The following is a 12,902-nucleotide window of genomic DNA, read 5'->3' as shown; positions in this document are numbered from 1 at the left end:
CTGGTGGCCAACGGTCACCTGATCAAGGACCTCACGTACAACGTCTCGACCAATATCTACTATGCCGAGATCAACACCGGCGGGGTGCTCCTGCCCGGCGCCGTTGGTGTGCTCGGCAGCCGTTCGGCCGTCGAGGGCGGCGGCCGTTTCAGCCTGAACTGGCAGGCGACGCCGAACGATTCGCTGCAGTTCAGCGGGCAGATGAACGCGCGGCGCCTGACGCCGCAGGGCTATATGGACCCATCGTTCCTGACCTTCGCCGGGTACCGCCACAAGTTCAGCGACAAGCTGGCCGGGGTGATCACGGTCCAGGACGTGTTCAACAGCTTCAGCCAGAAGAGCTTCATCGACACGCCCCAACTGCGCGACGTGTCGCTCGGCCGGGGCCGGAGCCAGGGCGCCTATTTCGGCTTCGCCTGGACCTTCGGCGCCCCGCCCAAGCGTCCGCCGCCGCCCCCGGCGCCGGAGCCGGAAGCCGAGGCGATCCACGGCTGACGGAGGGTTTCGCCGCGCTCAATGCGGCGGAGCGGCTCCTGTGGGCGCTGTCTTCAGGCGGCCGCGACCTCGGCCACGGGACCGCGCTGCGGCGGGCGGAAGAAGACCGCGAGCAGCAGCACCGCGAGCGCCGCCATGCCGGTGGGGACCATGAACAGGCTGCGGTAGTCGACCTTGCCGGCGGCGTCGGTCCAATGGGCGATCAGCGCGGGGAAGAGGAAGCTCGCGCCCACATTGCCGATCCCCAGGATCAGCAGGTTGAACAGGCCCTGGGCGCTGGAGCGGACATCCTTCGGGAACGTCGCGTCCACGAAGATGTACACGGTGGCGAAGAAGAAGGCGTAGCAGATGCCGTGCAGCAGCTGCACAGCCACGATGACCGGCACGCTGTCGGCGAAGAAGGCGAACACGGCGAAACGCGCCGCGTGGCCCAGGATCCCTATGATCATGGTGGTCTTCCAGCCCAGCCGGGCGAGCACGCCGCCCAGGATGAACATCGTCACGATCTCGGCCAGCTGGCCCAGGCTGAGCACGACCATCGACAGGTTGCCGGCGATGCCCACGCGGTGGGTCAGGAAGTTGTCGGCCATCACGAAATAGCCGTTGTGGATCACGCTATCCACGAAGGTGACCAGGAACAGCACGCCTACGAACGGCACGCCCAGGAGCTTGATCGCCTCGCGCCAGGCCAGCGGGTCTGCGGCCTGGGCGTCGCGCTTGGGCGGCGTGTGCGGCAGGGTCAGGCTGTAGGCGGCCAGGGCCCACGAGACGATGGCCGCGACCAGGAAGATCCAGCGCACCTGCGCCGCGTCGGCCTTGGCGCCCAGCAGGAAGACGAACGGCCAGCTCACCAGCACCCAGCCGATGGTGCCGCCCATGCGGACGGCGCCGAAGTCCTTGGCCGGGTCCTTCAGATTGGCGAAGGCGATGGAGTTGGAGACCGACAGGGTCGGCACATAGAGCAGGCTGAAGACCAGGTAGGCGGCGAAGAACGGCCAGAAGCTGGTCAGGAAAGCGCAGGCCGCCAGCGCCAGACCGCTCAACGCATGGCTGCCAGCCATGAACCGCTCGGCTGAGAAGTTGCGGTCGGCGAACTGGTTGGAGAAGAAGATCCCGGCCACCGAGGCGATTCCCCAGGCGCTGCCGACCAGCGACTGCTGCCACGGGGCAAAGCCCAGCATGCCCATGTAGGGGAACAGCTTCGGCGCCCAGGCTCCCCAGACAGCCAGCTGCAGCACCATCATCAGAAAAAGCCGCGTCCGGACCGTCATCTTCGTCTCCCCCAGGCGTGAGTCTCAATGCCCCGCTTGGCGTATCGATTACACAGTTGACGCCTGCGCGCACCTATCACGGTCCGATCGGCGGCGGCGGCGGCCTCGCCTCGGGCGCGGTTTGACCTCTCCCGTCACCGGCGCCAAGTTCGCTGAAAATCAGTGGTTCGGGGGGGGATTAAAAAGCATGGCGCAAGCAAGTGAGGCGCCGCCCCTTTTGCGTATCGGCTTCATCGGTTCGGGCTTCATCGCCAAATTCCACGTCAAGAGCTTCCAGTCCGTCCGCCACGCCCAGATCACCGGCGTCTACAGCCCGACGGCGGCGCACCGCGACGCCCTTGCCGCCCAGGTGAACGAGGCCGAGCTCGGCCCCTGCCGCGCCTATGGCGACCTGGAGAGCCTGCTGACCGCCGATGACATCGACGCCATCTGGCTTTTGGCCCCCAACGACCGGCGGTTGGAGGTGATGCAAGCGATCCACGCCGCCGTGAAGTCTGGCCGCTCCAGAGTCCGCGCAGTGGCGTGTGAGAAGCCGCTCGGCCGCACGCTGAGCGAGGCTCGCGAGGTGCTGCGGCTGGCTGAGGATGCGGGCCTGGCCCACGGCTACCTGGAGAACCAGGTGTTCTCCACCGCCGTCGAGCGCGGCAAGGAGATCGTCTGGCGGCGCGCCGTCCCGGCTTCTTCGCGCCCCTACCTCGCCCGCGCCGCCGAAGAGCACTCGGGCCCGCACGAGCCCTGGTTCTGGCAGGGCCCGCGCCAGGGCGGCGGGGTGATGAGTGACATGATGTGCCACTCCGTCGAGGTCGGCCGCTTCCTGCTGACCGCGCCGGGCGCCGCGCGCGGCAGCCTCACCGTGAAGACCGTCCAGGGCTCGGTCGGTTATTTGAAATGGACGCAAGCCCGCTACGCCAAGTCGCTGGCCAAGGACTTCAAGGGCGTCGAGATGCAGGCCCATCCGGTGGAGGACTTCGCCCGCGCCACCATCACGCTGGAGGACGAGACCGGCCAGGAGCTGATCGTCGAGGCCTCGACCTCCTGGTCCTACGTTGGCCCGGGCCTGCGCATCGACCTGGCCCTGCTGGGGCCGGAATACGCCATGGAGTTCTCCTCGCTGAACCCCAGCCTCAAGGTCTTCCTCTCCCGCGCCATCACCGGCGGCCAGGGCGAGGACCTAGTGGAAAAGCAGAACGCCGAGCAGGGCCAGATGCCCATCGTCGAGGACGAGGCCGGCACCTACGGCTACATCGGCGAGAACCGCCACATGGTCGACTGCTTCCGCCACGGCAGGACGCCCATCGAGACCTTCGAGGACGGGGTCGAGGTGACCAAGATGGTCATGGCGCTCTACAAATCCGCCGAAACCGGTCAGGTGGTGACCCTGCCGGACGAAAGCCTCGAAACTTACGTGCCCGTGCCCGCACGGACTGGAGCCTGACGCATGGCCGCCGAACCCTATGACATCATCATCGTCGGCTCCGGAGCCGGCGGCGGGATGAGCGCCTTTCACCTGACGAAGTCCGGGATGAAGGTGCTGATGCTGGAGGCCGGGCGCGACTACGACCCGCGCGTCGAGACCCCGATGTTCAACATCAACGCCGAGGCGCCTCTTCGCGGCGTCGGCACGCCGGACAAGCCCTTCGGCTTCTACGACGCCACGGTCGACGGCGGCTGGGAGGTGCCCAACGAGCCCTATACCGTCGCCGAAGGCTCCGAGCCCTTCATCTGGTGGCGGCCACGGATGCTGGGCGGGCGGACGAACCACTGGGGCCGCATCGCGCTGCGCTTCGGGCCGTTGGACTTCAAGCCGAAGCGCCGCGACGGCCTGGGCTATGACTGGCCCATCGAATACGACGACCTGGCGCCCTGGTACGACAAGACCGAGAAGCTGATCGGGGTCGCCGGCGCCTATCCGCCCCAGAACCTCCTGAACACCCCCGACTCGCCGCCGGGCTGCCTGATGCAATCAGCGCCGCCGCGCGCCTTCGAGATCTTCTACGAGCGCGCCTTCAAGGCCATGGGCGTCCCGGTGATCCCGATGCACGTCGCGGTGGTCACCGGCCAGATGGAAGGGCGCAACACCTGCCTCTTCGCCACCCCCTGCGGACGCGGCTGCGCGATCGGCGCCAACTTCCAGTCGACCACCGTCCTGCTGCCGCCGGCCATGGCCACCGGCAACCTGACCATCACCACCAATGCGCTCGTCTATCAGGTCGACCTGAACAAGGACGGCCGGGCCCAGGGCGTCAGCTATGTCGACCGCAAGACCGGCCTGCACCACTCGGTGACCGCCAAGGCTGTGGTCCTGGCCGCCGGTTCCGGCGAGACCGCGCGGATCATGCTCAATTCCAAGAGCGCGAAGTTCCCAGACGGCCTGTGCAACACCCACGGCATGGTCGGCCGCTACCTGATGGACACCGTCGGCCTGAACGTCACCGGCCAGTTCCCGCACCTGGAAGGCCTGCCGCCCACCAACGACGACGGCCAGGGCACCGAGCACACCTATGTGCCCTGGTGGGGCTATGAGAAGCAGAAGGAGCTGGGCTTCCCGCGCGGCTACCACATCGAGATCGGCGGCGGCCGGCAGATGCCCTCCATGGGCATGGGCGGCCTGGTCCGGGGCGACCTCGACCTGGTGGGCGATGATCTGCGCGCCCGCCTGCGCCAGAAATTCGGCTCGACCATCAGCTTCAACGGCCGCGGCGAGATGATCCCCAACGACGACTGCTATTGCGAGCTCGACCCGGTCGCCAAGGACAAGTGGGGCATCCCGGTGCTGCGCTTCCACTGGAAGTGGGGGGAAGCGGAGACGAACCAGGCGGCCCACATGGTGAAGACCTTCACGGAGGTCATCGACAAGTTGGGCGGCAAGCCCACGGGCCATGTGGAGACCGACGGCAGGAAGGCCATCTCCAAGGGCGGTGAGATGATCCACGAGATCGGCACAGCGCGGATGGGCCACAACGACACTGACTCGGTGGTCGATCAGTTCGGCCGCAGCTGGGCGGTGCCCAACCTCTTCGTCATGGACGGGGCGGTGATGGTCTCCAGCCCAGACAAGAACCCGACGCTTTCGATCATCGCGCTGGCCTGGCGCTCCGCCGACAACCTGGCCACCATCGCCAAGCAGGGGGCCCTATGAGCGCCAATTCTCCTGAAACGGGCCCCGAACCCTATGTAAGCAAGATCGACCGGCGCACGGCGCTGGCCTGGGTCGGCGTGGTCGGCGCGGCCGTGGTCGGCGGCGCCGGGGTCGTGGTCTACGGCCCCAAGATGGGCGGCGAAGTGATCACCCGCGGCTACGGCACCGACCCCAAGCTGACCAAGCCGGAAAAGGCTCCCTGGTCGCGGATCATGACGGCCGACCAGCTGACCACGGCGGCGATCCTGGCCGACTACATTCTGCCGGCCAGCGGAAGCGCGCCCTCGGCCAGTTCGCTGGGCGTGCCGGACTTCGTCAACGAGTGGGTGAGCGCGCCCTATCCGGACCAGGTCAAGGACCGTCCGGTGGTGATGAACGGCCTCAATGCGCTGGGCGCCAAGGTGCTGAAGGCGCCCGCCGCCGACCGCGCCGCGGCCCTCGCCGCCCTGCCGAAAGCCACGGACAAGGCGACGGTCGACTTCTGGAAGAAGTTCCGCGGCCTGACCATCGGGGCCTATTACACGACGGAAGCCGGGTTCAAGGACATCGGCTATATCGGCAACGTCGCGCGCACCGTCGACCCCGGCCCCTCAGCCGAGGTCAAGGCTGCGGTCGAAGTCGCCCTCAAGCAACTCGGCCTCTAGGAGCCTTAGTCCCATGAAAGCCCTCGCCCTCGGCCTCGCGGTCGCGTCCCTGCTGATGGCCGCCGCCCCGGCCCTCGCCGCCGACAACAGCCTGACGCCTGCCGAGAAGGCCGACGGCTGGAAGCTGCTCTTCGACGGCAAGACCACCGCCGGATGGAAGGGCTTCAAGACCGCTGAGCCGGACGCCGGCTGGAAGGTCGCCGACGGGGTCCTCGGCCCGACGCCCAAGATCTCCAAGGACCTTGTCACCAAGGAGAACTTCGAGAATTTTGACCTCACCTTCGATTGGAAGATCAGCCCCATGGGCAATTCCGGGGTGATGTATCACGTGATCCCGGTGGGCGATGAGACCTACCAGAGCGGGCCGGAGTACCAGCTGCTCGACAACGCCCACGGCGAGCAGCCGGTCGAGCGCGCGTCGGCCGCCTACTACCTCTATGCGCCGTCAAAGGACATGACCAAGCCGGTGGGCGAATGGAACCATGGCCGGATCGTCGTCGACCACGGCAAGGTGCAGCACTGGCTGAACGGCGTGAAGGTCGTCGAGTACGACCTGAATTCCGCAGATTTCAAAGCCCGCATCGCCGCGACGAAGTTCAAGCGGTGGCCGCAGTTCGCGACGGGCAAGACCGGCGCCATCGCTCTGCAGATGCACGGCGAACCCGGCGACCCGGTGTGGTTCAAGAACATTAAGATCAAGGTCTTGAAGTAGCGCCGCGCCAAAATGCACCGCGCGCGGCGGCGCGCCCCGCGCTAGTTTGCGGGCCGTGAATCGCTTGCGCCCGAGACGTCCGTGACCGCTACATCCACGCCCGAGCCGGCAGCCGCCAAGCCCAAACCTGCTGCGGCGAAGCCGGGCGGGCTCGTCCGCTCGTCGATGACCTTCGCGTTCTTCACCTTGGTCAGCCGGTTGATGGGCTTCCTGCGCAACCTGGCGATCAGCTACTTCATGGGGGCGAGCGCCACCTTCGCAGCTGACGCCTTCCAGGCCGCTCTGTCTTTCCCGAACCTGTTCCGGCGAATCTTCGCGGAGGGCGCCTTCGCCGCGGCTTTCGTGCCCGCCTATTCGCGATCGCTGGAGACCGATGGCGAGGCGGTGGCCGACGAGCTGGCGGCCGACGCCATGGCGGTGCTGGCCGCCGCAACGCTCGCCATCACGGTCATCGCCGAACTGGCCATGCCCTGGCTGATGTACCTGATCCGGCCGGGCTTCGCGGCCAACCCGGAGAAATATCGGCTGGCCGTCCTGCTGACCCAGATCACCATGCCCTACCTGCCGTGCATGGCGATCTACGCCCACCTCTCAGGCGTGCTGAACGCCCGCAACCGCTTCATCCTGTCGGGCGCGGCGCCGATCCTCCTGAACCTCTGGACGCTCGCGGCGATGCTGCCGACCCACAGTCCGGTGCAGGCCGCCGTCTGGGCGTCCATCGGAGTGACGATCGCCGGCGTCAGCCAGGCGGGCCTGCTCTGGTGGGGCGTGCGCAAGTCGGGGGCCGACGTGACCCTGCGCTGGCCGAGGCTGACCCCGCAGATCAAGGCCCTGATCGCGCTCGCTGTCCCCGGCGCCATCGGCGCGAGTGTCACTCAGATCAACGTGTTCGTCTCCGGCATCCTGGTCAGCCACGTCAATGGCGCAGCCTCCTGGATCGCCCAATGCGACAATCTCTACCAACTCCCGCAAGGTCTGGTGGGCGTGGCCATTGGCGTGGCGCTGTTGCCGGCCCTGTCGCGCGCCATCCACGCGGGGGAGCACGAGCGCGCGCAAAAGGCTATGGACGACGCCATCGTCTTCGCCATGGCGCTGACCCTGCCGGCCGCCACGGGCCTGGTCTCCATCCCCTTCTTCATCGTCGACGGGCTCTATACCCGCGGCCTGTTCACGCTCGTCGATGCGCACCAGACCGCTTCGGCGCTCCTGCAATACGGCTGGGGCGTGCCGGCCTTTGTCCTGGCGCAGCTGTTCAGCCGGGCGTTCTTCGCGCGGCAGGACACCACGACGCCGATGCGCTTTGCTCTGGTCTCGGTGGCGGTGAACGTAGCGCTGGGCATCACCTTGTTCCATTTCTTCGGCGTCTCGGGGATCGCGGCGGCCACCGCCAGCGCCTGGTGGCTGAACGTGGTGATGATGGGTGTGACGCTGAGCCGACGCGGCCACTACATCCCCGGCGCCAAGGCCGTCTCGCGGCTGATACGCATCCTCGTCGCCAACGTGGCCCTGGCCGCGGTCCTGGCCGGCGCCTCGCACTACCGCGCGCAGATCCAGGGCCTGTTCCATGGCCTGCACATCGTGCACGGCCTAGGGCCCAAGGAGTTCGCCATCGCGCTCACCGTGATCGTCGCCGCCGCGCTCTATCCCCTGCTGCTTTTCGGATCGGGTGGGCTGACCGTCGCTGAGGCGCGGGGCGCGCTGCGGCGGCGCAAGGGCGATCCGCCGGAAGGCCCAGCGGACTTGCCGTAGGGACGAGGCGGTTCTATTCAGCGGCCATGACGTCTCGGGCGCGCCTGACCTGGCGATGGCGCTGAAGCGCCGACCCACCCGCCTCATCCGGGCCTTGCGCCCGTGCGCCAAACTCCCGAGAAGCCTTACCCCATGACCGACCAAGCTCCGGCCCCCTACGCGGGCAAATCGCGCGTGCTCTCCGGCGTGCAGCCGTCCGGCGACCTGCACCTGGGCAATTACCTGGGCGCCCTGGTGAAATTCGCGCGCCTGCAGCACGAGATGGAGACTTTCATCTTCGTGGCCGACTTGCACGCCATCACCGCCTGGCAGGATCCCGCGAAGCTGAAGCACCAGGTCCGCGAGATCGCCGCGGCCTATTTGGCCACTGGCCTCGACCCCAAGGTCGCCACAATCTTCGCCCAGTCCGCCGTGCCGGCCCACGCCGAGCTCGCCTGGGTGTTCAACTGCGTGGCGCGTCTGGGCTGGCTCGACCGGATGACGCAGTTCAAGGACAAGGCCGGCAAGCACAAGGAGCGCGAGAGCGTCGGCCTCTACACCTACCCGGTGCTGCAGGCCGCCGACATCCTGGTCTACAAAGCGACCCACGTCCCGGTGGGCGAGGACCAGCGCCAGCACCTGGAACTTACCCGCGACATCGCCGCGAAGTTCAACCACGACTTCGAGGCGCCGGGGTTCTTCCCCCTGCCGGACGCCCTGACCCAGGGGCCGGGCGCACGGATCATGTCCCTGCGCGACGGGGCGGTGAAGATGTCCAAGTCCGACCCCTCGGACAATTCGCGGATCAACCTGACCGACGACGCCGACACGATCAGCCAGAAGATCCGCAAGGCCCGCACCGACGCCGACGCCCTGCCGGAAAAGCTCGACGACCTGTCCGGCCGGGCCGAGGCCCAGAACCTGATCGGCATCTACGCCGCGCTCTCAGGGCGCACCGCCCAGGACGTGCTCACCGAGTTCGCGGGGCAGGGCTTCGGGGCCTTCAAGCCGAAGCTCGCCGACCTAGCGGTCTCGGTGATGGGCCCGATCGGCGGCGAGATGCGCCGCCTCCTGGCCGACCCGGCGGAGATCGACCGCATCTTAAGCGCCGGCGCCGAGCGGGCCCGCGAGGTCGCTGCGCCGAACCTCGCCGAGGTCAAGCGCATCGTGGGCTACTGGGCGGGCTGAGCCTTGCGCCCAGGCTGCGGGCGCCGCACCGTCGCGGCCCATGAGCCAGCGCAAGTTCCTCGTCGTGGCCGACGATACGCCGGAGTTCCAGGCGGCGCTGCGCTTCGCCTGCCGGCGCGCGCGCTCCACCGGCGGCTACGTGGCGCTACTGAGGGTGATCGAGCCGGAATATTTCGAGCACTGGTCCGGCGTGCGCGAGGAGATCGACCGCCAGGCCCGCGAGGAGGCCGAGGCCGTCCTGCAGACCTCCGCCGCCCTTGTCCAAGCCGAGACCGGACTGCCGCCGGAGTTTATCATCAAGCACGCCGACAGTGTCCGCACGGCTCTGCGCGAGGTGATCGGCTCGGATCCCGACATCAAGATCCTGGTCCTGGCCGCCGCGGTCGGCGGACGCGGACCGGGGCCCCTGGTAGCCTCGCTGGCCAAGGAGGGCGTCACCTGGGGCGCCCGCAAGGTGCCGGTGACTCTGGTCCCGGGCGACCTCACGGACGACGAGATCGCCGACCTGGCCTGAACTTGCGCCGGACGGCTCGCGGCGCCACATCTCCTCCCATGTTCATCCAGACCGAGCCGACCCCGAACCCCGAGGTCCTGAAGTTCCTTCCCGGCCGCGAGGTCATGGGCGAGGGCACGCGCGACTTCCGGGACGCCGACGCCGCGCAGGCGTCGACCCTGGCGAGCGAGCTGTTCAGCCTGGAGGGCGTCGAACGGGTGTTCTTCGGCCCCGACTTCCTGACGGTTGGCAAGCTCGCCAACTACGACTGGAGCCACCTGAAGGCCCCGATCCTGGCGGCGATCATGGACCACTTCACCTCCGGCCAGCCGCTGTTCGCGGCCACAGGCGACCAATCGGGCGGCCACGACGAGGGCGTCTACGAGGGCGAAACCGCCCAGATCGTCGCCGAGATCAAGGACCTGCTCGACACCCGCATCCGCCCGGCCGTGGCTCAGGACGGCGGCGACATCCTGTTCAACCGGTTCGATGTGGCGACCGGCGTCGTCTACCTGAACATGCGCGGCGCCTGCTCGGGCTGCCCGTCCTCCTCGGCGACGCTGAAGGCCGGGGTCGAGAACATGCTGAAGCACTACGTTCCGGAAGTGACGGGCGTCGAACAAACCCTCTAAGACGAGGGCGGATGATCGTCCTCGGCCTGGATACCTGCCTTTCAAGCTGCTCGGTCGCCGTGTTGGACGGTGAGCGCATGCTTGCGTCCGCGCGTGAGGTGATGGCGCGGGGACACCAGGAGCGGCTGGCGCCCATGGCGCGGGATGTGATGGCCGAGGCCGGTCTGAAGTTCGACCAGGTGGATCGCATCGCCGTGACGGTCGGCCCAGGCTCCTTTACCGGCCTGCGGGTGGGCATCGCCTTCGCCAAGGGCCTGGCGTTCGCCCTCGACAAACCCGCCGTGGGGATAGGCGCTCTGGAGGCCTTGGCCGCGCAGGCCAAGGGCCTGGTCTTTCCCGCCATCGACGCCCGTCGCGGGCAGCTCTACCTGCAGGCCTTCGACGAGGGCGCGGCACTGATGGCGCCGGACGCCGTGACCGCCGAGGTCGCCGCTGCGCGCATCGCCGAACTGTCGCAGGGCCGGCCCTTCACCCTGATCGGCTCGGGCTCCGTCCTCCTCGCCGACTTCGCGCCCGCCGCCACAGTGATCGCCGCCGAGGGCGCCGACGCCCGTGACGTGGCCCGACTGGCCGCGGCCCGGACCCCCGGTCCCTTGAAACCGCTCTACCTGCGCGCGCCCGACGCGAAGCTGCCGGCATGAGGCTGATCCGGTCCACGCCCGCCGAGTGCACGGCCATGGCCGCCGTGCATGCGGAAGCCTTCGACAAGCCCTGGCGCGACGACGAGTTCGAGGACCTGCTGGACGGCGAGGGGATCTACGGCTTCCTGGCCCTAGCCGGCGACGGAGCGCCGTTGGGCGTCATCCTCTGCCGTGTCGCCGCCGGCGAAGTCGAGGTCCTGACGCTGGGCGTCGCCATCGTCGGCCGCCGCCGCGGCGTCGCCCGCGCCCTGCTGGCCGCGGCCTTGCCGACCGCACGGGACATGGGCGCGGCCGAGGCCTTTCTCGAGGTTGCGATCGACAACGCGGCGGCTATCGCCCTCTATGACACCGCGGGCTTCCGCAGGTCGGGCCTGCGAAAGGCCTACTATGACCGCCGGCCCGTGGGGTTCACCGACGCCTTGGTGATGCGCCTCGACCTTAACGCCGCCGCCGCTTAGACCTATCCTGGTTGTAAATCGGGAGTCGGGAGCCCTCGTGTCGGACCGCATCGAAAAGCTCTGCGTCGAGAAGGGCATGCGCATGACCGAGCAGCGCCGGGTGATCGCCCGCGTGCTGTCCGAGGCGCACGACCACCCCGATGTCGAGGAGTTGCACCGCCGCGCGCACGCGGTCGATCCGCACATCTCCATCGCCACGGTCTATCGGACGGTGCGTCTGTTCGACGAGGCGGGGATCATCACCCGCCACGACTTCCGCGATGGCCGCTCCCGCTACGAGGAGTATCCCGACCAGCATCATGACCACCTGATCGACATGAAGACCGGACAGGTGGTGGAATTCGTCGACGCCGAGATCGAGGCCCTGCAGGAGGCGATCGCCCGGAAGCTCGGCTACAAGCTGGTGGACCACCGGCTTGAGCTCTACGGAATGCCGATCGAGGAGAAGTGAGCGCGCAGCGAACCATCCCGGCGAAGGCCGGGATCCAGCACGGCGCCTTCGACGCCGACAGTCCGCAAACTTGCGCCGCTCCCTCGGCAACCCCATAACCCGCCCTATGTCCGCCCAGACGCCCACGAAGCGCCTCTTCATCAAGACCTACGGCTGTCAGATGAATGTCTATGACAGCGAGCGGATGGCCGATGTGCTGTCGCCGCTGGGCTATGCGATCACCGACACGCCGGAGGGCGCGGACCTGGTGGTGCTGAACACCTGCCACATCCGCGAGAAGGCCACCGAAAAAGTCTACTCCGAGCTCGGCAAGCTGAAGGAGATGCGCGACGAGCGGGTGGCCGAGGGCGGATCTCGGATGACGATCGCCGTCGCCGGTTGCGTCGCCCAGGCGGAGGGCGAGGAGATCATGCGCCGCCAGCCCGCCGTCGACCTGGTCGTGGGCCCGCAGGCCTATCACCAGCTGCCGGAGCTGATTGCGCGCAGCCACCGCGCCCGAGGCGAACGCCTGTCCGCCGATTTCGCGGCGGATGAGAAGTTCGACGCCCTGGGACCGGTCGGCCGCACGGCCAATGGCGTCACCGCCTTCCTGACTGTGCAGGAGGGCTGCGACAAGTTCTGCACCTTCTGCGTGGTGCCCTATACCCGTGGCGGCGAGTGGTCGCGCTCGCCGGAGACGATCGAGACCGAGGCCCGGGACCTGGCCGCCCAGGGCGTGCGCGAGGTCACCTTGCTGGGCCAGAACGTCAACGCCTACGCAGGCGAGGGTGGGCTGGCGGCGCTCGCGCGGCGGCTGGCCGCTATCCCGGGGCTGGACCGCATCCGCTACACCACCAGCCATCCGCGGGACATGGACGACGCCTTGATCGCCGCCCACGGCGAGATCGAGGCGCTGATGCCCTACCTCCACCTGCCGGTGCAGTCGGGCTCGGACCGTATCCTGAAGGCGATGAACCGGGCGCACACCGCCGAAAGCTACGCCCGCCTGATCGAGAAGATCCGCCTCGCTCGACCCGACATGGCGATCAGCGGCGACTTCATTGTGGGCTT

14 protein-coding genes are annotated in these 12,902 nt (G+C 68.1%); 13 read left to right on the top strand and 1 reads right to left on the bottom strand.

Features of this window, described 5'->3' with window-relative positions; genetic code table 11:
• Nucleotides 1-495, top strand: a 495-nt coding sequence (locus E8A12_RS16825; protein ID WP_293370906.1) for an outer membrane beta-barrel protein, incomplete at its 5' end; no start/stop codon positions are given.
• Nucleotides 496-548: 53 nt separating this feature from the next.
• Here the strand turns inward: E8A12_RS16825 and E8A12_RS16820 are convergent.
• Nucleotides 549-1,766 (bottom strand): MFS transporter, encoded by a 1,218-nt coding sequence (locus E8A12_RS16820; protein WP_293370904.1) that lies wholly within the window; start codon nucleotides 1,764-1,766, stop codon nucleotides 549-551.
• A 187-nt stretch (nucleotides 1,767-1,953) separates the two neighbouring features.
• Between E8A12_RS16820 and E8A12_RS16815 the strand changes: the two genes are divergently transcribed.
• The 12 genes from E8A12_RS16815 to E8A12_RS16760 form a co-directional block, all read left to right on the top strand.
• Nucleotides 1,954-3,201, top strand: coding sequence for a Gfo/Idh/MocA family oxidoreductase (locus E8A12_RS16815; RefSeq protein WP_293370902.1), 1,248 nt, complete (start codon nucleotides 1,954-1,956; stop codon nucleotides 3,199-3,201).
• A 3-nt stretch (nucleotides 3,202-3,204) separates the two neighbouring features.
• Nucleotides 3,205-4,905: a GMC family oxidoreductase gene (locus tag E8A12_RS16810; RefSeq protein WP_293370900.1), complete on the top strand. Its 1,701-nt coding sequence runs from the start codon at nucleotides 3,205-3,207 to the stop codon at nucleotides 4,903-4,905.
• Nucleotides 4,902-5,549 carry a gluconate 2-dehydrogenase subunit 3 family protein gene (locus E8A12_RS16805; RefSeq protein ID WP_293370898.1) on the top strand — a complete coding sequence of 216 codons (648 nt, stop codon included), beginning with the start codon at nucleotides 4,902-4,904 and terminating at the stop codon, nucleotides 5,547-5,549. The genes E8A12_RS16810 and E8A12_RS16805 overlap by 4 nt, the downstream gene beginning before the upstream one ends.
• A 13-nt stretch (nucleotides 5,550-5,562) precedes the next feature.
• Nucleotides 5,563-6,261, top strand: a complete 699-nt coding sequence (locus E8A12_RS16800; protein WP_293370896.1) for a DUF1080 domain-containing protein — start codon at nucleotides 5,563-5,565, stop codon at nucleotides 6,259-6,261.
• 81 nt (nucleotides 6,262-6,342) lie between these two features.
• Nucleotides 6,343-8,010 (top strand): murein biosynthesis integral membrane protein MurJ, encoded by a 1,668-nt coding sequence (gene murJ, locus E8A12_RS16795; protein ID WP_293370894.1) that lies wholly within the window; start codon nucleotides 6,343-6,345, stop codon nucleotides 8,008-8,010.
• A 132-nt stretch (nucleotides 8,011-8,142) separates the two neighbouring features.
• The gene (gene trpS / locus E8A12_RS16790) at nucleotides 8,143-9,177 is read left to right on the top strand and encodes a tryptophan--tRNA ligase (protein WP_293370892.1); all 1,035 of its coding nucleotides are present in this window, start codon (nucleotides 8,143-8,145) and stop codon (nucleotides 9,175-9,177) included.
• 40 nt (nucleotides 9,178-9,217) lie between these two features.
• Nucleotides 9,218-9,691, top strand: a complete 474-nt coding sequence (locus tag E8A12_RS16785) for a universal stress protein (RefSeq protein WP_293370890.1) — start codon at nucleotides 9,218-9,220, stop codon at nucleotides 9,689-9,691.
• Nucleotides 9,692-9,729: 38 nt separating this feature from the next.
• Nucleotides 9,730-10,302 carry a NifU family protein gene (locus E8A12_RS16780; RefSeq protein WP_293370888.1) on the top strand — a complete coding sequence of 191 codons (573 nt, stop codon included), beginning with the start codon at nucleotides 9,730-9,732 and terminating at the stop codon, nucleotides 10,300-10,302.
• A 14-nt stretch (nucleotides 10,303-10,316) separates the two neighbouring features.
• Nucleotides 10,317-10,943 carry a tRNA (adenosine(37)-N6)-threonylcarbamoyltransferase complex dimerization subunit type 1 TsaB gene (tsaB, locus tag E8A12_RS16775; protein WP_293370909.1) on the top strand — a complete coding sequence of 209 codons (627 nt, stop codon included), beginning with the start codon at nucleotides 10,317-10,319 and terminating at the stop codon, nucleotides 10,941-10,943.
• A complete protein-coding gene (locus E8A12_RS16770) occupies nucleotides 10,940-11,401 on the top strand; it encodes a GNAT family N-acetyltransferase (protein WP_293370886.1) in 462 nt (153 codons plus the stop codon). Before tsaB ends, E8A12_RS16770 begins: the two co-directional genes overlap by 4 nt.
• 76 nt (nucleotides 11,402-11,477) lie before the next feature.
• Nucleotides 11,478-11,852 (top strand): Fur family transcriptional regulator, encoded by a 375-nt coding sequence (locus E8A12_RS16765; protein WP_293370907.1) that lies wholly within the window; start codon nucleotides 11,478-11,480, stop codon nucleotides 11,850-11,852.
• Nucleotides 11,853-11,958: 106 nt separating this feature from the next.
• A partial coding sequence (locus tag E8A12_RS16760) for a MiaB/RimO family radical SAM methylthiotransferase (protein WP_293370885.1) occupies nucleotides 11,959-12,902 on the top strand: 944 nt, incomplete at its 3' end.

The organism is Phenylobacterium sp. (genome assembly GCF_004799395.1).
Lineage (GTDB): Bacteria > Pseudomonadota > Alphaproteobacteria > Caulobacterales > Caulobacteraceae > Phenylobacterium.
This window is presented reverse-complemented; position numbering and strand designations above follow the sequence as displayed.